The 21,572-nt window shown below is 66.1% G+C and carries 20 protein-coding genes, 2 tRNA genes and 1 other RNA gene; 6 read left to right on the top strand and 17 right to left on the bottom strand.

Going from position 1 to position 21,572, the window contains the following annotated elements; genetic code table 11:
• Positions 1 to 20 precede the first annotated feature (20 nt).
• On the bottom strand, positions 21 to 869 hold the full coding sequence (locus E4M01_RS08120; protein ID WP_135063573.1) for a DUF1206 domain-containing protein: 849 nt from the start codon (positions 867 to 869) through the stop codon (positions 21 to 23).
• A 94-nt stretch (positions 870 to 963) separates the two neighbouring features.
• On the opposite strand from E4M01_RS08120, the gene E4M01_RS08115 reads away from it, so the two are divergent.
• A tRNA-Gly gene (locus E4M01_RS08115) sits at positions 964 to 1,037 on the top strand.
• Positions 1,038 to 1,526: 489 nt separating this feature from the next.
• A complete protein-coding gene (locus tag E4M01_RS08110; protein WP_135280323.1) occupies positions 1,527 to 2,345 on the top strand; it encodes an RHS repeat-associated core domain-containing protein in 819 nt (272 codons plus the stop codon).
• Positions 2,346 to 2,957: 612 nt separating this feature from the next.
• Here E4M01_RS08110 and E4M01_RS14320 read toward each other — a convergent pair.
• From E4M01_RS14320 to E4M01_RS08055, 12 genes are all read right to left on the bottom strand, one after another.
• Complete coding sequence (locus tag E4M01_RS14320; RefSeq protein WP_167765487.1) at positions 2,958 to 3,128, bottom strand: hypothetical protein; 171 nt, start codon at positions 3,126 to 3,128, stop codon at positions 2,958 to 2,960.
• Positions 3,129 to 3,243: 115 nt separating this feature from the next.
• Positions 3,244 to 3,387: a hypothetical protein gene (locus E4M01_RS14315; protein WP_167765485.1), complete on the bottom strand. Its 144-nt coding sequence runs from the start codon at positions 3,385 to 3,387 to the stop codon at positions 3,244 to 3,246.
• A gap of 255 nt (positions 3,388 to 3,642) precedes the next feature.
• On the bottom strand, positions 3,643 to 3,846 hold the full coding sequence (locus E4M01_RS08100) for a hypothetical protein (protein ID WP_135067146.1): 204 nt from the start codon (positions 3,844 to 3,846) through the stop codon (positions 3,643 to 3,645).
• 160 nt (positions 3,847 to 4,006) lie between these two features.
• Entirely contained in the window at positions 4,007 to 4,969 is a 963-nt protein-coding gene (locus E4M01_RS08095) for a TraB/GumN family protein (RefSeq protein WP_135067143.1), read from the bottom strand.
• Positions 4,970 to 5,047: 78 nt separating this feature from the next.
• Entirely contained in the window at positions 5,048 to 5,251 is a 204-nt protein-coding gene (locus tag E4M01_RS08090; protein WP_135067140.1) for a helix-turn-helix transcriptional regulator, read from the bottom strand.
• Positions 5,252 to 5,256: 5 nt separating this feature from the next.
• Positions 5,257 to 5,574 carry a hypothetical protein gene (locus E4M01_RS08085; RefSeq protein ID WP_245161281.1) on the bottom strand — a complete coding sequence of 106 codons (318 nt, stop codon included), beginning with the start codon at positions 5,572 to 5,574 and terminating at the stop codon, positions 5,257 to 5,259.
• Positions 5,575 to 5,782: 208 nt separating this feature from the next.
• Entirely contained in the window at positions 5,783 to 7,174 is a 1,392-nt protein-coding gene (gene rmuC / locus E4M01_RS08080; RefSeq protein WP_209316021.1) for a DNA recombination protein RmuC, read from the bottom strand.
• A 137-nt stretch (positions 7,175 to 7,311) separates the two neighbouring features.
• Complete coding sequence (gene recR, locus E4M01_RS08075) at positions 7,312 to 7,914, bottom strand: recombination mediator RecR (protein ID WP_135067134.1); 603 nt, start codon at positions 7,912 to 7,914, stop codon at positions 7,312 to 7,314.
• Positions 7,914 to 8,243, bottom strand: coding sequence for a YbaB/EbfC family nucleoid-associated protein (locus E4M01_RS08070; protein ID WP_135067131.1), 330 nt, complete (start codon positions 8,241 to 8,243; stop codon positions 7,914 to 7,916). The genes recR and E4M01_RS08070 overlap by 1 nt, the downstream gene beginning before the upstream one ends.
• Positions 8,244 to 8,303: 60 nt before the next feature.
• Positions 8,304 to 10,136: a DNA polymerase III subunit gamma/tau gene (locus E4M01_RS08065; RefSeq protein WP_135067128.1), complete on the bottom strand. Its 1,833-nt coding sequence runs from the start codon at positions 10,134 to 10,136 to the stop codon at positions 8,304 to 8,306.
• A gap of 65 nt (positions 10,137 to 10,201) precedes the next feature.
• Complete coding sequence (locus tag E4M01_RS08060; RefSeq protein ID WP_135067125.1) at positions 10,202 to 11,665, bottom strand: sigma-54 dependent transcriptional regulator; 1,464 nt, start codon at positions 11,663 to 11,665, stop codon at positions 10,202 to 10,204.
• A 166-nt stretch (positions 11,666 to 11,831) separates the two neighbouring features.
• Positions 11,832 to 12,587 carry an SIMPL domain-containing protein gene (locus tag E4M01_RS08055; protein WP_135067123.1) on the bottom strand — a complete coding sequence of 252 codons (756 nt, stop codon included), beginning with the start codon at positions 12,585 to 12,587 and terminating at the stop codon, positions 11,832 to 11,834.
• Positions 12,588 to 12,768: 181 nt separating this feature from the next.
• On the opposite strand from E4M01_RS08055, the gene E4M01_RS08050 reads away from it, so the two are divergent.
• Positions 12,769 to 12,844 (top strand) — tRNA-Ile (locus E4M01_RS08050).
• Here the strand turns inward: E4M01_RS08050 and E4M01_RS08045 are convergent.
• Both E4M01_RS08045 and E4M01_RS08040 read right to left on the bottom strand, forming a co-directional pair.
• Positions 12,839 to 14,044, bottom strand: coding sequence for a hypothetical protein (locus tag E4M01_RS08045; protein WP_135067120.1), 1,206 nt, complete (start codon positions 14,042 to 14,044; stop codon positions 12,839 to 12,841). The genes E4M01_RS08050 and E4M01_RS08045 overlap by 6 nt on opposite strands.
• A 76-nt stretch (positions 14,045 to 14,120) precedes the next feature.
• Complete coding sequence (locus E4M01_RS08040; RefSeq protein WP_167765483.1) at positions 14,121 to 14,996, bottom strand: FkbM family methyltransferase; 876 nt, start codon at positions 14,994 to 14,996, stop codon at positions 14,121 to 14,123.
• A 211-nt stretch (positions 14,997 to 15,207) separates the two neighbouring features.
• On the opposite strand from E4M01_RS08040, the gene E4M01_RS08035 reads away from it, so the two are divergent.
• The 3 genes from E4M01_RS08035 (at position 15,208) to rnpB (ending at position 16,969) form a co-directional block, all read left to right on the top strand.
• Positions 15,208 to 15,702 (top strand): GAF domain-containing protein, encoded by a 495-nt coding sequence (locus E4M01_RS08035; protein ID WP_135067114.1) that lies wholly within the window; start codon positions 15,208 to 15,210, stop codon positions 15,700 to 15,702.
• Entirely contained in the window at positions 15,699 to 16,544 is an 846-nt protein-coding gene (locus E4M01_RS08030) for a CoA ester lyase (RefSeq protein WP_135067111.1), read from the top strand. The genes E4M01_RS08035 and E4M01_RS08030 overlap by 4 nt, the downstream gene beginning before the upstream one ends.
• A 32-nt stretch (positions 16,545 to 16,576) precedes the next feature.
• An RNA gene (rnpB, locus tag E4M01_RS08025) (RNase P RNA component class A) lies at positions 16,577 to 16,969 on the top strand.
• Between the two features lie 86 nt (positions 16,970 to 17,055).
• Here rnpB and E4M01_RS08020 read toward each other — a convergent pair.
• Both E4M01_RS08020 and E4M01_RS08015 read right to left on the bottom strand, forming a co-directional pair.
• Positions 17,056 to 17,922 carry a Ku protein gene (locus tag E4M01_RS08020; RefSeq protein WP_135067108.1) on the bottom strand — a complete coding sequence of 289 codons (867 nt, stop codon included), beginning with the start codon at positions 17,920 to 17,922 and terminating at the stop codon, positions 17,056 to 17,058.
• A 60-nt stretch (positions 17,923 to 17,982) separates the two neighbouring features.
• Positions 17,983 to 21,561, bottom strand: a complete 3,579-nt coding sequence (locus tag E4M01_RS08015; protein WP_135067105.1) for a M1 family aminopeptidase — start codon at positions 21,559 to 21,561, stop codon at positions 17,983 to 17,985.
• Positions 21,562 to 21,572 lie beyond the last annotated feature (11 nt).

Below are 21,572 nucleotides of genomic sequence, written 5' to 3'. Positions count from 1 at the left end.
GTCGCACGCTCGGCTCACGTTCAGGTCAGTTCCCGAGGCGGCCTGATGCGACGCCAGCGCGCCTCCACGAAGGCGAAGGCGCCGAAGGCCATAAAGCCGGCCGCGGTCAGGCCCAGAATCCAGTCTCCGCCCGGCTGGCGCGAAAGCGTGTCCAGCGCGCCGCCCAGGTCCGTGACCGACTCGCTGGACGCTCTCAGCCCCGCCAGGACCACAAAGGCGCCCAGCGGAAGATAGGCTGCGCCGCGGGCGCCGTAGCCCGCCCGCGCCAGGGGCGCCACGCGTCGACACGTTTCCGCCGAGCAGGCCAGGGATTCGGTGAAGTCATCGCGGATGGCGCGAACGATGTTGCCCACGCCGACCGCCACGATCGCAACCCCCACCGCCGCAAGCAGCCAATTACCAAAAGGCAGGGCCAGGAGCTCAGCCGCCTTCTGCTGATTCTCCAAGGCATCCGAACTGCCGGCTCGGGCGCCGCCGAACTCGTCGAGATATTCGAATACCGAAGCCGCCAGCAAACCATAGAAGACGGCGCTCAGACCCTGGCCGGCGCGGGCGGCAAGCCCTTGGACGTCGCCCCCCTCGTGGTCCGCGTCCAAAACAGCCTGCAGCACACGCCAGCCGACGAACGCCCACAGGCCAAGCCCCAGCATCACCAGCCAAAGCTGCCCGAAAGGCTGGCCGGCCAGCCAACCCGCTGCGCCGGAGGATCCCGCCGCCTCTCCGCCCCTGCGCAGCGCAGCGATCAGGGTCAACGCGCCTGCTGAAAGATAAACGAATCCACGCGCGCCATAGCCTGCGCGCGCTGCCGACTCGATGGCTCGGGCGCGCAGACCGCGCTGCTTTCCACCTTGCCTGAACCTGAACCGCATGTTCGCCCTCCGCGTCGGGCCAGAACACGCCGCGAGGACAAAGGCTCCCGCTTGTGAAGCCACCGTCCGCTGCGCTATGGCTCGGGGCGGCGCCGCGGGCATGATGTAGTGGTAGCCTGGCAGCTTCCCAAGCTGCTCGTGCGGGTTCGATTCCCGCTGCCCGCTCCAGATCAGGTTGGCTCGGTCCGATCGATACAGCTGCTTGATGCCCTCGCAGGGGTTGGCGCTGATCTTGTCCAGGTCCACCGCGTGAGACAGCAACCGGGACAGCACCTGCAAGCCATAGTCGGCCGTGCGGGGCTTGTCGGCCCAGCGGTTGCGCCAGCGGCGGATGATGGGCCCGATCTTGTCGGCGCGATCGAACTGGCGACGCGAAGCTCGCCGAAGGGCTCCACGATCCGGTCGAGCCAGCGGTTCCACTGTTTGCGGGTGCTGTCGGCCAGACCGGTGAAAGCGGGGCTGGAGCGGTAAAGCATCACCAGCGCGCGGATGCGGTCGTCATCCTTCGGCCGGCGGCTGGCCAAAGCCTCCTGATAGCTCTCCAGGAACTCCAGCGACCCTGGCGCGCCGTACAGCCGAGGGCCGCTTCACCAAGCGTAGTGATAGGCCCGGCCCTTAGATCGAACGGTGTAAATGCCCTTGATCTTAACGGTTACCATGTCGGGCCTCGAACTCGGCCAGCTCGGTGTCGAGGTCGTTGGTCGGTGCGGGAGCGTCGGTGCCGTCACCGCGCTGAACACCTACGACGAATACGGCGTGCCCGGCCCGAACAACGCCGGGACGTTCCAATACAGGGGACAGGTCTGGCTGCCGCAGGCCCAGGCTTATCACTACCGGGCGCGGGCCTATGCGCCGCAACTCGGCCGGTTCCTGCAGACCGACCCGATCGGCTACGCCGCAGGGGCCAACCTCTACGCCTACGTCGGCGCAGACCCCATGAACTGGGTCGACCCGCTGGGGCTGTGCCCGACACCCGGTGACCCCCAATGTGACGACGCTACGGAACTGGAAGATATCCTCGTAGAAGCGATGAGACGCAGGTTCGCGGAATGGGGGCTGTGGTCTGGTAATTGGGGCAGCTGGACGAACACTGGCCGGCCCTTGTTCAACGACCTAGTCCATCAGCTCGCTGATGTGGTGGTTACGGCGCCCGCACGAACGTCCGAGGTGATACGAACCAACCGGTTCACCATGCCGTCTTTAGAATGTCGGCCCGCCAACTCGTGGCGAGGAGAAGTGGTCGATTTCGCAGGCGAACTAAGCGAATTCTCTGGCGGTTTGGCTTTGGCAGCGGCGGGCGGAGCTGTGGTATACTCGCCAACCGTAGTGGGCGGCGTCGGCTTGGGAGGAGTGGCGGCCGGGGCTGGCCTGGTGTCGTATGGTTTTGACGTAGCCTCAATTCTTTTGAATTTTTCGGATGGCCGATACGGGAATGCGACAGTTACTATGGTTGGGCTGGCTTTCGGGGCTCCGTGACAAGAGCTTTGCGGAATGCCGGGGCGCAGGCTGCGCCTCATGTCCAAGACAGTTGCGACTACAAGGTAATGTTTCGGAGGCAGGTTCGGAATGATGGTAACCTGCTGATGGGAATATTGTTTATTGTTTTATCCATACTGATTTTCGATTGGGCACTACCCCCCTTAATTTCGTCTTATGCAATTGGAGTTCTTCCTTGGGGAGATAAGGAGGAAGTCAAAAGATTCGAGTCAGCGTATAAGCGCCTCAGGCCTCGACGAATGCTGATGGCGGGCATTTCCGTATTTTGTATGTTTATCGGAATAGGGCTCAGTTTCTATTCGGACCTTTTTGTAATTCTATCTGTCGCGGCGATTATCATATACGTGTGCATTGCGGGTTACGATATAATAATCGCCAACAGAGCGGCAAAGATATAAAACCAAGGGGCCTTGTATAGTCTCCGCCCGCCCCTTTTTTGTTCAAGTGATGACTCGTGTTTTCGGTTGTCGGAGCGAAGTGGATGTACCTGATCGGGCAATAAGTTCGGCTTAGCTGGACAAGCGCGGCCCGCAGAAGTCTCACTCACACCGCGCTATGATTCTTCCCCTCGTGGCTTGTTGCTCTAGCCGATCATACGCCTAATATCTCGCGGGCAGTTGCGCCCAGCTTGTCCGTTAGGTGCTGGAGAATCTTCGCTGCGGCAGCGAGGCCAGCCGCCTCCATGTCGCGGTCCTCATAGTTGTCCGGCCAGACGAACGGCGCGCCGATTCCAATCTGCATGCCCTCGCGGTTCATCATCATGACCCGACCACGCAGGTGCCCGGTTCGGTCTGTTCGACGTGAGCGCTCACCGTCCAGTCGACAGCCGCCTCAAAGAAGCTGGGCGCAGGGCACGCTGAAGGGGCGGCATCGCTCATCAGAACATCCTTCGTTGACGGGCGTCCGCGACGCTCTGCACGGCGATGTTGGGCATGTCTTGGCGAAACTGATCAAGGGACTGCTCCACCCGCATCAGGCCGTCCTTATCGGCGCCCTCGGCGTAGATGTTGATCGGGGGCAATTAACGACCACCGATGGCTCCGCAGTTGTCCTACGATCATCCTGGTAGCCGGCGATCATCTTGGCGGTCTCGGCATTGCTCAGGACGTGCCCCTGACCGCTCAGCATCACCAACTCCGGCCGGCCGTGCTCCACGGTCGTGTAGAAGCTTCCGGCCCTGGTCTCACCACCGCTGGCCCGCTCACCGCCAAAGGCCGCCTTGGCCACGCTGAAGGCCGACTTGAGCCAGCCACCACCACCACCGTCTCCGGCTCTGCTAAGCATATTGAAAAGCGCGTCCACCCCCCCCGTCCATCAGCCGCTCTTTCAGGCGATCACCGATGTACTCGCCGATCCGACCAGCCTCGATGGCGCCGACGACCTCACGGCCATAGCTTCGAAACTCGGAACGCAGGCGCTCGGTTTCGCGGTGATCGAATAGCTGGATCTGACGGTTGGCGTTGCGATCGAACGTGCCCATCCGCTCCGCTCGCTCCTCGTCCCCGAACCGCCAGTCTTTGTCGAGCTCGGCCTGCTTGTGCTCGGCCCTGTTTTGCAGCTAGACGGTTGTTGGAGCGGGCTTTCGTCGAGCTTCCCACGCTGCTCGTGCGGGTTCGATTCCCGCTGCCCGCTCCAAATGCTCACCGCACCTCGGTGACCGTGACCCCCTGACGCGCCAGGAGAGCCTGCACGCTGTCGTCGCCGGCCAGGTGACCCGCGCCCACTGCGATGAAGACCGTGCCCTCTCCTTCCATCAGGCTGCGGATCTGCCTCGCCCAGGCGGCGTTGCGGCGCACGATCATGCGATCGTAGGCTTCAGGGTTCTTGTCGCGCATTTCGGCTGTCATGACCGCGTCCAGCGCGTCGACGTCACCGTCAGCCCAGGCCTGGACCATGTCGTCCAACTGTTGTGTCGCGCGATCAAAGTCCTCCAAGGTGGATTCCAGGAAGCGCACCTGAGCGGGCTCGCTCATGGCGGCGATCAGACCCACCTGCTGATCGGCTGTCTCGAACCCACGGATGGGCTTGCCGGCGGCCCGGGCCATGCGTGCGACGGTCAGTTCCACACCGGACTTGGCGTCGAACCCCGCCTTGTCGAGCCCCGCAAGGGTGATGAGCATCGCCGCAGCCCATGGTCGCATCGGCTCGACCATTGCGCCGCTCATTCCCAGGGTGCGGGCGGCGGCGTCGACCCGCGCCAGGATCTCGGGCTCCAGCACGCTGGACAGGGGTCGGTCGGGCGTCATCCCGTGTCTTTGCAGAGCCCGCGCGACCGCTGCAGAATCGTCTACCTCTGCAAACTCCAGCCACAGTTCATCGGCGCTGTCGAACGCCTGCTGCAGGCGCGGCGTCCACCAACCGGTGTCGGGCCTCAACACATGCACCGTGCCGAACAGATAGAGGGTCGAATCCGCGTCGCGCACCACCCACAATCGGGGTCCCTCGCCTTCGGCCGCGCGAACGGCCGGGCTCGGCGCCGAGGTCGGCTCGACCTGGGCAAGCCCCGTCGTCGGGGGCGCTATCACGGTGGCGAACAGGCTCAGCCCCAGGGCCGCGCCGACGGCCAGCCGTGTGAAGCTTTTCAGTCGCTGAAGACAGGTCATGTCGTCACTCCGGAAAGGCGGCGGCGAAGCCGATAAAGCCCCTGGCGAGACGGGCCCATCGATCGGTTGAGGCGGCGTTCATAGCGCAGTCTCCTCTTCGATGAAGATGGCTTCGATCGGCTGTCCAAAAACCCGCGCGATCTTGAAAGCGAGCGGCAGGGACGGGTCGTAACGCCCGGTTTCAAGGGCATTCACGGTCTGCCGGCTGACGCCGAGCTGGTCGGCCAGATGCGCCTGACTCCAGTCGCGCTCCGCCCGCAGAACCTTGAGACGATTGTTCATGACGCCTACCGGTTCCTAAGCCACCAGAAGACCCAGGCTGCCGAGTAGCCGAGCACGGGCAGCAGCAGCATGGCCAGCATGCCGGTCGCCATGGCGCCCGCCGGGGATTGTCCGACCAAAGCTTCGCCGCGAAGGGTCAGGGTCATCAGCGCCACAGCGCCAACCACCATCCCTGCGGTCCCGCCCCACCACCAGGCCCATTTGTGCGCCTCGCGCGCAGCTTCGTCGATGCCCCGCCACCACCAGACGACCGCCGCAAACACCGAGGCCATGGCCAGAGCCAGGACACCCACTGTCAGCAGCGTACCCAGCGGGCCGGGCATCAGCGCCAGTAACCCGGTTCCAGCACCGGCGATCAGCCCTGCGGCGAGCGCCACTAACAACACGGTGGTGTAGGCTCTAAGGCCGTGAACGCGCCTTGACCTTGAGGACGACATGACAAGCTTCCTGTGCTAAATGACAAGCATCATTTACACCCGCATCCCGCTGCTGTCAAGCACGCTTGTCTATGCGTCCGGGTCGCTTTCCCGTCTACTCAGCGGCGACGTCTTCGGACGGCGCAATAAGGCGGGCAGGGTCATCGGCGGCCAGCAGCGGCACGGCCTCGACATTACGCAGGCTGCGGATGACGGCGGTATGGCGGCGCCCGACGTCGGCCACCTTGTTGCGGGCCTCGTCCAGCTTTTTGTCGACCGCGTGCAGGGCGTCGCCGTATTTCTCGAAGGCCGACTTCACCTTGCCCAGTTCGGTCCAGACCTCGCTGGATTTTTTCTGGATCTGAAGCGAGCGGAACCCCACCCGCAAGCTGTTCAACAGCGCCGTGAGGGTGCTGGGCCCGGCCACCTCCACGCGATAGCGGCTTCGCAGTTCGGCGGTGAAGCCTTCACGGCGTACGATTTCGGCGAACAGCCCCTCGGTCGGCAGGTAAAGATAGGCGAAGTCCGTCGAATGCGGCGGGTGGATATACTTTTCGGACACCGACCGCGCCTGAGCCGCCACCGCTTTTTCCAGCCCCTTGCCCGCCGCGTCCACAGCCACGGGGTCGGCCGCGTCCTGCGCCGCCAGCAGCCTGGCGTAGTCCTCATGCGGGAACTTGCAGTCGATGGGCAGCCACACCTGCCCGTTTTCGTCGTGACCCGGCAGACGGACGGCGAAATCGACGCGCTCGGGGCTGCGGGGCCGGATCTGCACCTGGCCGCCGTATTGATCGGCGTTCAGCGTGTCCTCAAGCAGAGCGCCCAACTGCACCTCGCCCCAGGTGCCGCGTGACTTCACATTGGTCAGCACCCGCTTCAGGTCGCCTACGCCCGTGGCCAGGGTCTGCATCTCCCCTAGGCCCTTCTGCACCGACTCGAGCCGATCCGAGACCTGCTTGAAGCTGGCATCCAGGCGCTGATCCAGGGTGGACTGAAGCTTCTCGTCCACGGTCTTGCGCATCTCCTCCAGCTTGGCCTCGTTCTCCTTGCGCAGCTTCTCCATGTTGTCGGCCAAGGCGGCTCGGACCTTGTCCAGTTCCTCGGCCATGGACTTGCGGCCTTCCAGCTGCTGCTGGGCCAGGGTCTCGGTCAGCTTCAACACCGCCGCATTGGTCTCGCCGAGGCGCGTACGCTGGCTTTCGGCCAGGTTGTCGGCCGACTTTTGCTGAGCCTCGCGAAAGGCTGTGAAATGCAGCTGAACGCTCTCGTTCAACTGGCCGACCCGCTGGTCCAGGCCCCCGCCCATTTTGGACAGGGCGTCATTCAACTCCAGCCGCTGAGTTGCGGCCTTGCGGTCAAACTCCTGGCGCATGTCAGCCAGTTCGCGCCGCAGCGCTTCCTGCAGCAGGCCTGGGTCGCTGCGTTTCGCCGCCGACCAGGCCAGGGCCCCGATCACGCAGCTGGCCGCTGTCGCCGCCAGGACCACGAGAACAAGCACTTCAATCATCGCCGGATGCTCCAACCGCCACCGTCATCCACAAGCACGCCCGCTTCGTCAGAAGCGGTCGCAGCCGCGCCGTGTTCGCAGTCCGTTCCTACGGGGAGTCTCTTCACGCGCAAAATGAGCCAGGGGGCCCGCGGCCCTCACGCCGGACGGCGCGCGCGCAGGGCTTGGATGATCGTGCCGTCGTCCAGCCAGTCCAACTCGCCGCCGACAGGCACGCCGCGCGCCAGGCTGGTGACCTCGACTCCTGCCGCGCTCAGCCGTTCGGCCAGATAGTGGGCGGTAGTCTGGCCGTCGACGGTGGCGGGCAGGGCCAGCACGACCTCCTTGGCCTCGCCGCCGCGCGCCCGACCGATCAGTTCGGTGACGCGAAGCTGGTCGGGGCCCACGCCGTCCAGCGCCGACAGAAGTCCGCCCAGCACATGATATTTGCCGCGAAAGGCGCCGGACCGCTCCATGGCCCACAGGGCGCCGGCCTCCTCGACCACGCAGATCAGGCCGTTGTCACGGTTCGGATCGGCGCAAATGGAGCACGGGTCGCGCGTATCGGGCGCCGCGCAGACCGAGCAGCTGACCACCTTCTCGGCCGTATCGGCCAGGGCGGCGGCCAGCGGCACGAGCAGCTGCTCACGTCGCTTCAACAGGGCCAACGCGGCGCGGCGCGCCGAGCGAGGGCCCATGCCGGGCAGCTTGGCCAGCAGAGAGATGAGCCGTTCGATCTCCGGCCCGGCGGAGGCGGCCATCAGAACAGCTTCGGCATCCCGGGAATGTTCATCCCGGCCATGGGGCCAGCGGCCTCGCGCATCAGGGCGCCATTGACTTCGTCCAGCTTGCGCTTGGCGTCGGCGTGGGCGGCAACGATCAGATCGGCCAGGATTTCGCCCTCGCCCGGCTGCATCAGGCTGTCGTCGATCTTGACGGCGGTGATCTCGCCGGGGCCCTTCAGAGCGATGGTGACCAGCCCGCCGCCCGAGGTGCCCTCGGCGGTGGTTTCGGCCATCTTGGCCTGGGCGTCCTGCAGCTTTTGCTGCATCGCCTGGGCCTGCTGCATGAGTTGGTTTAGGTCTTTCATGACCCGATAGATAGGCGATGTCGCCGCGCCGCGACAGAGGCTCCGCGACAGTCCGCGGCCTCAATCGTCGTCAGCTTCATCGGGAATGGACGGCAGCTCCACCGGCGGGGCCAGGGTGCGGATTTCTCCCAGGGTCGCGCCCGGAAAGGCCTCCAGCACCGCGCGGACGAAGGGATCGGCCTCGACCGCCGCGCGCTCGCGGGCGCGGGTCTTCTTCTGCTGTTCGATCAGAGTCTCGCCGCCGCCTTGGCCGTTGGCGGCGATCAGCCAGGCGCGGCCGGTCCATTCCTTGAGCCGACCTGAAAGCCGGTTCGCCAGGTTGCTGGGCGCGCCCTCGGCCAGTTCGAACTCGATCCGGCCAGGCTTGAAGGACACCGGACGCACGAAGCGCTCGACGTCCATCTGCAGGCTGATTTCGCGCTTCTCGCCGATCAGGGCCACGACCTGTTCGAAGGTCTGCGGATCGGGGAGCGACGGCGCAGCCTGAGGCCGCGGCGCCAGCTGCGCCGACGCGCCCCCTCCCCCGCCGCCGCCGCCGCGCGACGGCCCGCCGGGCGCGGACCCGCCGCCCATCGGCTCGCCCGACTGCAGCTTGCGCAGCGCTTCTTCAGGCCCCGGCAGATCGGCCGCATACGCCAGGCGCACGATGGCCATGTCGACCGCATCGGCCGGATTGGGCGCGCGGCGCACCTCGTCCATCGCCTTGAGCAGCATCTGCCACGTCCGCGACAGGGCCGAGGCCGGCACCGCCGCCCCCAGCGCCGCCAGGGTCTGGGCTTGGTCGTTGGGCAGACGCGTCGCTTGCGGCCCCAGCATCTTGGCCACCGAGGCGGCGTGGCAGTGCTCCAGCAGGTCGCCCACCACCTGCACCGGATCGGCGCCGTAGCCGTACAGGGTGCGGAAGACCTCCAGCGCCTCTGGCGTCTTGCCGGCCATGATGCGTTCGAACAGGGCGATGGTCTGGCTGCGATCGGCCAGGCCTAGCATGTCGCGCACCACCGCCGTCGGCACGATCTCGCCGCGGTCGCCTTGGACCAGGGCCTGATCCAGCAGCGACAGGCCGTCGCGCACCGAGCCCTCGGCCGCGCGCGCGATCAGGGCCAGCGCCTCCTGCTCGATCTTCATGCCCTCGCGGTCCGCCACGCGGCCCAGGTGCTCGACCAGCACCTCGGGTTCGACCCGGCGCAGATCGAAGCGTTGGCAGCGCGACAGGATGGTCACCGGCACCTTGCGGATCTCGGTGGTGGCGAAGATGAATTTGGCGTGGGGCGGCGGCTCTTCCAGCGTCTTCAACAGGGCGTTGAAGGCCTGGGTCGACAGCATGTGCACTTCGTCGAGCACATAGACCTTGTAGCGGGCCTCGACCGGCGCGTAGCGGACGCTCTCCAGGATGTCGCGGATGTCGTTGACGCCGGTGTGCGAGGCCGCGTCCATCTCCATGACGTCCATGTGCTGGCCGGCCATGATGGCGGCGTCGTGCCGGCCGTGGGCGGTCAGGGCCAGCGACGGCTTGTCGATGACGTCCGTCTCGTTATTCAGGGCGCGGGCCAAAAGGCGCGCCGTGGTCGTCTTGCCCACACCCCGCACGCCGGTCAGCATGAAGGCGTGCGCGATGCGGCCCGAGGCGAAGGCGTTGGTCAGGGTGCGGACCATGGCCTCCTGGCCGATCAGGTCCTCGAAGGTCCGCGGGCGATATTTGCGCGCCAGCACCTGATAGGCGGCGTTTTGCTCGACCGGCGGAGCGGATGGCGCGGCCTGCGGCTGGACGGCGGGCGCCGGCTCACGCGCGGCGGCGGGCGGTACGCCGAACATGTCGTCGGTGTTCGCGTCGCGCTCGGGCGCGTCGTCCTCCTCCCAGGGAGGCCCGTCGAGATTCGGATCGGCGTCGCTCATGGGACCGTCTTACCGCGAGACGGCGGCCAGAGTCAGCGCAAGAGTCAGAGCGGAATCGGCGAAACTCAGCCCGCGTGCTTCAGCGGCTCGTCCAGGCCCTGTTCGCGCAGCTTGCGATACAGGGTCGAGCGGCCGATGCCGAGGCGTTTGGCGATCTCGGTCATGTGGCCGGCGTACACCTCGATGGCGTGCTGGATCAGGTCGCGTTCGATCTCCTCCAGCGTGCGCAGATGCCCCATGTCGTCCAGGATCCGCACCGGCGCATCGGCCAGCGTCTCGGTCATGGAGGGCGCGGCCGAAGGGGCGTCGGGCGCGCCTTTCAGAGCCGCCGAAGGCACGGCCGCCAGCGGCGCGGTGACGCCCGAGATCGCGGGGAAGTCGTGCGGCTGAAGCCAGGGCTGATCGGCCAGGACGATGGCGCGATAGACGGCGTTCTCCAGCTGACGCACGTTGCCGGGCCAGTCGTGGGCGGTCAGCATCGCCAGGGTCTCGGGCGAACAGCCGGCGACCCGCTTGTTTTCCTCGACATTGAAGCGGGCCACGAAGTGGTCGATCAGCGCCGGAATATCCTCGCGCCGCTCCCGCAGAGCCGGAGCGTCGATGGGGAAAACGTTAAGGCGATAATACAGATCTTCGCGGAAGGCGTGATCCTTCACCCGCTCGGCCAGGTCTCGGTTGGTGGCCGAGACGATGCGCACGTCGATCTTGACCGGCCGCTTGCCGCCGACGGGATCGATCTCGCCTTCCTGCAGCGCGCGCAGCAGCTTCACCTGCATGTCCAGCGGCAGTTCGCCGATCTCGTCCAGAAACAGCACGCCGCCGTCGGCCTCGCGGAACTTGCCCAGCGTACGTTCACTGGCGCCGGTGAAAGCCCCCTTCTCGTGGCCGAACAGAATGGATTCGACCAGATTGGCCGGCAGAGCCCCGCAGTTCACCGCCACGAAGGGCCGGCCCGCGCGGTCGGAGGCGCCGTGCAAGGCGCGGGCGATGACTTCCTTGCCGACGCCGCTCTCGCCCAGGATCAGGACGGGAATGTTGGAGGCGGCGGCGCGGCGTCCCAGCTGTTTGACCAGCTGCATCGGCAGGCTTTCGCCCACCAGATCGTCGAAGGAGGTCTTGCCCTGCGCGCGTTTGGTCAGGCGCCCCACCTCGGCGGTCAGGCGCGTCAGCTGCAGCGCATTGGCCACCCCGACCAGCAGCCGCTCGGCCGAGACCGGCTTGACGAAGAAGTCCTGCGCCCCGGCCTGCATGGCTTTCACCACCGCGTCCACGCCCGCATTGGCGGTAAGCACGATCACCGGCGTCGGATTGCCCAGGGCGCGTAGCTCGGCCAGCACTTCCATGCCGCTGAGGCCCGGCATGATCATGTCCAGCAGGATCACGTCGGCCCCGCCGCCGCGCGACATGCGCTCCAGCGCCTCGCCGCCGTCCTGGGCGTGGACGACCTGATAGCCTTCACGCTCGAGCACCGCCTGGATCAGGCGGCGCTGGGTCGGATCGTCGTCGACGACCAGGACGGTCTTGGCCATGAGGCTACCCTTGAACACATCACCATTACGGCTGTCCTCGTTGCTTCGGGACCGGCTCGTATCGGGACGGTTATGGGGCTCCGGGGTGAAGACGGGGTTTCGCGGTAAGGTCACCGCCGCCTTAACCAGACGCCGCCGCCGAGCGAACCCGGCGGCGGTCAAGGGGTCAGCGGCCGATGTCGTAGACGCCGGTGATGTCGATGCGAACGCTCAGCTCGCCACCCGACACCGAGGTCTCGGCCCCGCCCGCGTCCATGGACACGGCGCGTGCGGCGTACATCGGCATCGGCGGACGCGGCGTATAACCGCCGCCTTCGCTCAGAGAGCGGATCTGGCCCAGCGGTTGACCCAGAGCCTGGGCGTAAAGCGCCGCCTTTTCCTGCAGGGCGCGCACGGCTAGCTGGCGAGCCTGGTTCTCGGCCGCCTTGGGATCACGCAGGCCGAAGGACACGCCGTCGATCTGATTGACGCCGGCCGCAACCACAGCGTCAGCGGTCGAACCGACCCTGGTCAGGTCGTAGATGTTGACCGTCACCCGGTTCGAGGCCTGGTAACCGCGCAGGCGCGGCGGCTCGTTCTGCTGATAGTCGTACTGGGCCGACAGGTTCAGACCGGCGGTCTGGACGTCCCGCTCATTGAGGCCGGCGCGGCGCAGGGCCGTCATCACCTGGCTCATGCGCTCGGCGTTCAGACGCATAGCTTCGGCCGCCGTGGGGGCCTCGGTGACCACGCCAGAGGTGATCGAGGCCATGTCCGGCTGCACCTTGACCTCGCCATAGGCCGACAGATTCAGCGACGGTCGGTCGGTCACCGCCTGGATCGTCAGGGGGGCACCGCCGCCCGGCTGGCTCTGCGCCAGGGCGGGGGCCGCGGCGGCCATCATCAGGCCTCCCAGCGACAGGGCGACGAGGGTGCGGGTCATGGATAGCTCCTGAAAGGTTCGGACGCGACATCGTCGCGACACGCCGTCTATGCGGCGGCGCGCCTGAACGAACGCGTCACCCTACGGTGCAGGTTCCGTTCATCCTCGTGACATCGGCGAAAGGTCCAAGGCCCTTTGCGGGCGCGCCGCGTCCTGCTAGGCCGTGCATCCGCTCCGACGGGGGCCCGTAGCTCAATGGTTAGAGCCGACCGCTCATAACGGTCTGGTTGGGGGTTCGAGTCCCTCCGGGCCTACCATCGGTGCATGTCTCTCCTGAAAAGATCACGCAGACGGCGGGCGCGCACGGACGGCGCCGGCTGATCGACGCCGTCCAGTCGGGCCCGGCAGTCTGCCGCCAAGGCTTGGGCGTGGGGATCGGTCGGGTCCAGTCTCAAGGCCTCCGAACTGGCCGCCAGAGCCGCCGAGAAGTCCTGAGCTCGATAAGCCAGCATGGCCTGCCAAAGTCGAAGGTAGGCCAGGTGCGGCAGCAGGTCGACCACTTCGGCCGCCAGACGCCGGGCGTCGGCGAGCCGCCCGTGATCGGCCAGGGCGTTCGCATAGGCGGTCAAGGTGGTGTCTGTCCGCCAAACCTCTACCGACCGCGCCAAGGTCGCCAGCCCCTCTTCGACGCGGCCGACACGAAGCAGAAGTTGACCCAGGTTGGACAGGACGCGCGTATTGGTCGGCGCGCATTCAACCCCTCTGCGCGCCAAGGCGAGCGCGGTTTCCGGCCTCCGATCGGCCAAAGCCTGAGATATTTCGGTGAGATAGACCGGCGTGTTGCGACGGGACCTGGCCTCCGCCCGGAACTTGTGCGCGTCCAGGCGGCCCTCAAGCACCGCGAAAAACAGCGGCTTCAGCAGTCCTATTTCCGCAAGATGGCTGCTGATCGGATGGCCCGCATACGGCAGGCCGATCGGGGTCAGGTCGATCTCGCTGGCGATAGCGGCGGCCTGCGCGGCGTCGGGCGACCGTTGGTCGTAGACGACGACCGGCCTGGCCTGCGCCCTCCAAGTCAGGGGACCGGCCAGATCCGGCAGCCACCGAATATTCTGGGCCGACTGGATCCATCGGTCTTCATACGGCGGACGCGAGGGGTCGATGTTGTGTTGCGGCGACAGGGCCAGGGCTGCGGTGGCTCGAGCCGCGTCGGCGAACCGCAGGGCGGCGTAGCCGCCCATGCTCGACCCGTAGGTCATCACGGTCTTCGCGTCCGCGGTTGCGCAGCGAACCGCAGCCATGGCCTCGATCATCTCGGGGTACTGGTACCAATCGTCGCCGGCGCCCATGACGTGAATCGCCGAGACCCCGCTTTCAGCGAGAAAGCGCTCTCCGAAACCCCGGCGCTCAAAACCCGGGCCCAGGCCGAAGTTATCGAACGTCACGACCCATCGCGCTCGGTCCTCGGCCGGCCGAGCCCGGACGCAGACGCTGGCGGTGCGAAATATTTCGCTCATCACCAACTCGATCTAGCAGACGCGCAGGCGAACGCCACCGGCCACAGTGTGGGTTTTCTCTTCACTCGCAAAGGGTTCAGCGCGGCGCGGACGACTCCGCCTCTTGAACGCGCACGCGCCTGTTGTTGGGTCGCGGCGTCTGCCGGGACAGGATGATGTCGCAATGGTCCAGCGACGGCAGTTGCGCAACGGCCAGCGGCATCAGGCTGCTGTCGGGCTCGATTCGCCAGAACTTGAACCCTTGGGCGGCCAGCCAGTCCACCAGTTCGGGCACCGAGGCTCGTGATCGGATCTGGATCGGGCTCCACTCCATGCAGATCGTGATCTCGGGATTGCTCAGCGCCTTCTCGGCTCCCTTCAGGATCAGAGGCTCGGACCCCTCTGCGTCCATTCGCAGGAAGTCGATTCGGTCTAACCCAAGATCGTCAACGCGGATGGCGTCGACTTCGATGATGGATTGATCCTCAGCGATCCCGCTCTCGGTGACGAGCAGGTGGCCGCTCCCGGAAAACCTGCGCGACAGCATGAAGGACAGACGCCCGGTCGTGTCCGAGGCCGCCTTTTCGATCACTTCGATCCGATCCGACACGCCATTGAAGATCACGGACCGTTTCAGATAGGACGCCATTCGCGGGTTGGCCTCGAAACTGACCACCCGCCCCTCGGGGCCCACGCTCCTCGCCATCTGGATGGTGTAGTAGCCCAGGTTCGCCCCCACCTCGACCGTGATGTCGCCCGGCCGTATCAGGCCTCTCACGACGCGGTGGACCGGCTCCTCCCAGTGACCATGTCCAATCAGATTATGGCTGACCGTCTCGTCCAGCGGATCGACGTAGAGGAAGTAGCCGTGCCGCAGCCTCGTCAGGGCGAGCTCCGGGCCCAGATAGTGGTAGCGCGAGCCGTCCGTCGCGTGCCGAACGGCCTCCTTCACGCGATGCCAGCGATGGCGCACGGCCTCACGACAGCGCCTGAACGGTCTGACGGCGCGCTTACGCATGACTCTGAGCGACGGCAAGGCGGACTCCTGTCGGGTTGATGATGTCGCCAATAGCGGTCATCCGGCGGAATCGACAGGCCCATTTTCGGTTGCTGACCTCGGACGGCGGGCTGCGCGCGCGTTCCGCCCGTGGCGCAAGGCGGCAAAGAGGATTATCCCGCATCCCATGGCATACACCTATCGAGACGATCGTCCCGCCGACAAGGCCGAGCGTTACGCCGAGGTCGAGAGCGAAATCCTTGCCGTTCTCGACGGCGAGCCCAACCGGACGGCGCGCATGGCCACCGTCGCCTCCATGCTGGCCGACGCCTTTCCGACCTTCTTCTGGACGGGCTTCTACGTCGCCGATCCGGATCGGCGAGGTGAACTGGTGGTCGGACCGTATCAGGGCACGTTGGGTTGCCTGCGCATTCCGTTCGGGCGAGGCGTATGCGGCGCCGCAGCCCAGACCCGCCAGACACAGGTGGTCGAGGACGTGCACGCCTTCCCGGGCCACATCGCCTGCGACAGCCGCTCCGCCAGTGAAATCGTCGTGCCGGTGTTCGACGACTCGGGTGCCCTGATCGCCGTGTTCGACGTCGATGCGACCGAAAAGGCCGCCTTCGATTCCACCGACGCAGAAGCCTTGGAACGACTGATGTCGAGGGTCTTCGCCGCATGACGGGCGCGGCGCGCAGCGTTCTCTTTCTTCCGGCCTCCAATGCGCGCGCCGTCGAAAAGGCGCGCAGCCTGCCCTGCGACATCGCCGTGCTGGATCTTGAGGACGCCGTCGCCCCAGAGGCCAAGGTCGAAGCGCGCAGGGCGGCGCAGGCGGCGCTGCTGGACGGCGGCTTTCGACCTCGCGTCGGCGTTCGGGTCAACGCCCTGGACACGCCCTGGGGCCGCGAGGACCTGACGGCGCTGGGCGATGCCGCCGAACTCATCGTCCTGCCCAAGATCGAAACGGCCGAGGCGGTGCGCGAGGCCGCCCGCCTGGCGCCCAGGGCCGCCTGTTGGGCCATGATCGAGACGCCGCGGGCCGTGCTGGGGCTGGACGCCATCGCCGGATCGGGGCCGCCGCTCGAGGCGCTGATGCTGGGCGTAAACGACCTGGCGACGGCCTTGGGCTGCGGCGCCAGCCCGGATCGCGAGCCGCTGAAGTCCTGGCTGGCGGCGACGGTGGCGGCCGCGCGGGCGCATGGTCTGATTGCCGTCGACGGGGTGCTCAACCGCTTCGAGGACGAAGCGGGCCTTCAGGCCGAGTGCGCTCAAGGCCGGCTTTACGGCTTCGACGGCAAGAGTCTGATCCATCCCCGTCAGATCGCCGCCGCCAACGCCGCCTTCGCGCCTGCGGCGGACGAGGTGGCGCGAGCCCGCGCGATCGTGGCCGCCTTCGCCGCGCCCGAAGCGGCGGGCCTGGGCGCCATACGCCTGGACGGCGCCATGGTCGAACGCCTGCATCTGAAGGCGGCCGAACGGCTCATCGCCCGTCATGACGTCTGTCAGGCCGCCGATCGCGCTTGATCGCGGGCGCAATCGCCGTCATCTGTCGCCTGTCAGACGGCCGGGCGGTCGCGGCGGGGACTTGTCCCCGTCGAGGAAAGTCCGGGCTCCACGGTGAAAAGGCGGCGGATAACTTCCGCCCGGGGCGACCCGAGGGATAGCGCCACAGAAAGCAAACCGCCGCCCGTTCGCGGGCGGCAAGGGTGAAAGGGTGGGGTAAGAGCCCACCGCGGCCTCGGCAACGCGGCCGGCATGGCAAGCCCCGCCTGGAGCAAGACCGAATAGGGGCGTCGCGCGAAGTTCGCTTCGCAGGGCTCACCGCCCGAGGCGCCCGGGTAGGTCGCGAGAACCGGTCAGCGATGGCCGGTCCAGAGGAATGATCGTCGCCGTCCTAAGACTTCGGTTTTGGGGCGGAACAGAACCCGGCTTACAGGCCGTCTGACGCCTTGCCCGCCGGTCGGTCGACTGGGGCAGAGATCGCCGCACCCGCGCAGCCGATGACGTCGAGCGAAGCCGCGGCCCTCCCGGTCCCTCAGGCGGCCTTCTTCTTCGTGGCAGGTTTCTTCGCAGCGGTCCTCTTGGCCGGCGCCTTCTTGGCCGGAGCCTTCTTGGCGCCCGTCGACGCCGTCCCCTTAAGGCTGGCCCTGAGCGCAGCCATTAGATCGACGACATTGGTGTCGTCGGGCTCGGGCGCCTCGACCACGCCCTTGCCGCCCTTCTGCTTGGCCTTGATCATTTCGCGCAGGGCGTCGTCGTAGCCGTCCTTGAAGGTGGTCGGATCGAAGTCCGCCTCCTTCTGGCCGATGATGCGCGCGGCGATCTCGACCATGTCCTTGTCGGCCTTCACGTTCGGGATGTCGTCGAAATAGTCCTCGGGCTGGCGCACCTCGTCGTGGGCGCGCAGCGTATAGGCGACCAGTCCCTTGCCGTGGACCTCAAGCGCCAGCTGACGCTCCTTGCCGCGCAGGACAAGACAGCCCAGGGCCACCTTTCCGGCGGTCTTCATCGCCTCGCGGATCACGGCGAAGGCTTCAGCTCCGACGCCCTTCTCAGGCACCACGTAGAATGGGCTGTCCCAATACAAGCGGTCGATGTCCGCCTCATCGACAAAGGTATCGATGGAGATGGTCTTGGTGCTCTCCAGCCGGACCTTGTCGAAATCGGCGTCGTCGAACAGGACGTATTCATCCTTGGACACCTCATAGCCTTTGACCAGATCCGACCGCTCGATCGGTCCCGTGTCCGGATCGGTCGGCACCATGCGGATGCGGTTGTTGGTCTCGGGATTGATCAGGTGGAAACGAACATCGTTGGTCGAGGTCGTCGCGGTGTAGAGAGCGACCGGACAGGTCACCAGCGACAGCTTCAGATGTCCGCTCCAGGTCGGCCGCGCAGCCATGACGTCGTCTCCATGCGAATCGGCGGAGTCAACGCGGGCGCGGCCGATCTGTTCAGAGCGTCAGTCGACCCGCCGCGTATTGTCGTTGGAGTTGCGGTCGATCCACTTGTTGTATGGGTCCACGCCTGCAAAGGCGGGTTTGCGGGTAGTGATGAAGCGGAAGGTCTGCACGCCGGTTCGCACCGGCCGCCGCTCGAACGCCAGGACGCTGTCGCGGGTGAAGTCCTTCTTGCCCGGCTCGGCCGAGAAGAGGCCGATGTCCATGGTTTCGTTCAGAGGGCTTTCCGTCTCCTCGCCCTTGCCGTCGGCGTACAGCTTGCGCGCCTCAACCGTCACTGCGACATCCCAGCGGCCGTCTGCCCGACGCGTGGCTGTGGTCGCGGTGGTTTTGAGATCATAGAGGGTGATCTTCTCGAACAGATCGGTGATCAGCTCCTGCTTGTCGGCCGGCGCCTCGGCGCGGATGGCCTCGATCAGGTCCAGCGAGCGCGGATAGGGCGCGCTCTTGAACGCGTACTGATCCAGGACCCGGCGCAGCGCGCGGTTCACCGCCGCCTCGCCAATCTGATCGCGCAGCAGGTACATGACCATGCCGCCCTTCTGGTAATGGATGTACTGCTGGTTCTCGACCCGCATCAGGGGCAGCTCCTCCAGCCGCTCCATCGCCCGGGCGCGCAGGAAGTTGTCCAGCTCATACTTCAGGAAACGCCGGATCTGATCCGGGCCATAGATCTTCTCCATAACCATCAGCGCCGAATACTGCGCCAGGCTTTCCGACAGCAGGGTCGACCCTTGCTGGTCCGAGCCAACCACCTGGTGCGCCCACCACTGGTGACCCAGTTCGTGGGCGGTGATGTAGGTCACGTAGTCGATCTTCTCGGGGTCCGAGAAGTCAGCGATGAACCCGAGCCCTTCGGAATAGGGCATGGTGTTCGCATAGGCCTGGGCGAAGCTGGCGTAGGCCGGGAACTCGATGATCCGCGCCTGACGGAACTGATACGGGCTGAAGGCGGCCTGGAAGTAGTCCAGCCCCTTCTCCAGCGCATCCAGCATGCGCGGCACGTTCTGCTCGTGCCCGGGGTGATGGTAGACGGCAAGGTCGACGCCCGCATGCTCGCGGCGAGTGACCGCATAGCGGGCGGACTGCACCGAAAGGAAGTTGAGGATCGGCGCTTCGGTCACGAACCGAGCCGTGCGGCGACCGTCAGCAGTTTGGTCCGAAACCTTGTAACCTGGCGCGATCGGCGTCTGGTCGGCCACGGTCGAGACGGTGATGTCGCTGCGGATCCAGTCGGCGCCGATGTAGTTGTGTTGACGCGCCGCCTCGTCTTCCAGCTTGGCCATGCGCAGCTCCGCCGGCAAGCCGTGCTTGCGCCGCTTGGTGCGGTCCGACAACAGGCCGTTGCGGTCCATGCCGATGATGGGCGTGAAGACGCGACTATTCACGAAAGTGCCGTTGTCCACGACTGAGGTCATGTTGCCGCGCACCTTGAAGCCCTTCTGAGCGAGCACGGTCTCGAACCGCACGGTGCGTCGCTCTCCGGGCTGCATGGGCTGGTCGAACCGGTAGATGCGGTAGTCGAACCGGTCCCACTCCCGTTCCAGAGACGCGCCTTCCACCTCCAGGACCGGCACCTCCAGATCGTCGCTGGTCCAGCGCAGATGGATCGCGTTCAACGGCCGTTCGGTCCGGTTCTCGATCACATAGCTGCCACGCGTGACCATGCGCGGATCGTGCGGAAAGATGTCGATTGCCAGTGTGACCTGATCGATCGACGGCTGCGGCAGGTTTTCGAAACCCAGCAGGGTCTTTTCATAGTCCGCCTGCAGACGCTCGAACTGGGTGCGGCTCCGGTATTCATTCCAGACGTTGGCGTTGATGAAGATGAAGACGCCCAGGCCGGCGAAGACCAACAGAGCCAGCCCGCCGATCGCGCCCGCCGGCCCCGCCAGTCGACGCGGCAGACGTTTCAAGCGCGGCTTCAGCCGCACTTCCGTCCCGCGACGCCACAATCCATAGGCGATGACCATGAGCACCACCGCAAAGGCGGTCCAGTAGGCGTTCACCCAACTGGCGTAAACGGCGAACCTGCCCTGCCCGTTCATGTCCGACAGGGGCACCGCGATGCCAGCGCCATAGCGGTACAGCAGGTGGTCGAAGCCGAGGTTGGCCAGGACTATGGTCGAGATCATGTAGACGACCATGATCGCCCAGCCGACGAACTTGTTGGGCGACAGGGCCTGGACGAAAATCGCCAGCACGGCCAGCAGGGTGTAGCTCAGCGCTTCAGGCGCCACATACCACAACAGGTATTTGTCGAGTTCGTAGTCGAAATAACCCCTGTAGGTCTGAACGGCCATGCCGGCCGCGACGCCGGCGATCAGTGTCGAGATCAGCACCAGCGCCAACGCCAGCACCTTGGGCACGAAAAAGGTCCAGTCGGCGGCGGCGGAGGAGTCCACGATCTCGTGCACCCGGCGCTCGCGGTCGCGCCAGACCAGCTCGCCCGAGTAATAGATGGCCACGATCATGGCGATCAGGCCGAATGAGCCCGTCAGGCCAGCGATCACCACACGCGTCACCAGCAGGATCGGCGCGCCGTACAGCTCGCCGGTGAACAGCAGGACAATGGCGGCGAAGACGAAACCGAGCACGATCAGCACGACGTAGGCCGGGCTCTTGAACACCATGGCCATCTCGAGCCGGGTGCGTGACCACAGCTGGGCCAGCGACGCCTTGAACCCATGCGCCGGTCGCGGCAGGGCCGACAGATCGGCGGGCGCGTCGACCGAGGCCTCCGTCAGGGCGCGCAGGCGATCCTGCTTCTTGGCCTTGGCGCCGCGCACGGCCGGGCGATACAGCGCATAGGCGATCCCCAGCGCAATCAGGGCCACCCCGATCCAGATCAGCCGGTTCCCCAGCAGCACCCCGGTCAGCGGCGGGTTCAGGCTGTTCCGCTCGGCTGCCGTCCAATAGCGGGTGACCAGCTCATAGGCCGAGGCGCCGAACGGCTCGGCCCAGGCCATGACGGTCTCGAACTCGGGCTTATTGCCCATCACGCCCGTGGCCACGGTGTAGAGGATGAACACCGCCACCACGCCCACATAGGTCGCCATCATCGAGCGGGTGACCGTCGCCAGGGCGAAGAAAAGGGCGGAACTCAGCAGCACGCCGGGCAGCCCGAACACCAGATAGGCGTAGGCGTAGTCGCCCGGCCGGATCGGCCCCAGCGTCTCAGGGTCCACCCAGGGCATCAGCGTGCCCAGGAAGGTCCCGATCGCGATCGACAGATAGCAGAGCGCCACCGCCGCGAAGGCGCCGAAGAAGCGCCCGTACAGATAGTCGAACTTCGACATACGCGTCGCCTGGACGATGGGCCCGAAGCCCGTCGAGACGTCGCGCGCCACCACATTGGCCACGATGGCCGTGGTGCCCAGCATGAAGAACATGTTGAAGGCGATATGCGCCAGCGCCAACGCATAGGGCGCGTTCTTGTGCACGTTCCCGCCCGACCCCAGCGAGACGTTCTCCGACGCCACGGCGCCGAAGCTGAGCAGCAGGAACAGGATGCCGATGACCCAGAAGGCCGGCTGGCGAAGCTGATAGCGGAATTCGAAGGCCGCGATGCGGGCGAACATGATCTATCGAC

The sequence above is a fragment of the Brevundimonas sp. MF30-B genome, assembly GCF_004683885.1.
GTDB lineage: Bacteria > Pseudomonadota > Alphaproteobacteria > Caulobacterales > Caulobacteraceae > Brevundimonas.
The sequence above is the reverse complement of the archived record's forward strand: the minus strand, read 5'-3'. Positions and strand labels throughout refer to the sequence as shown.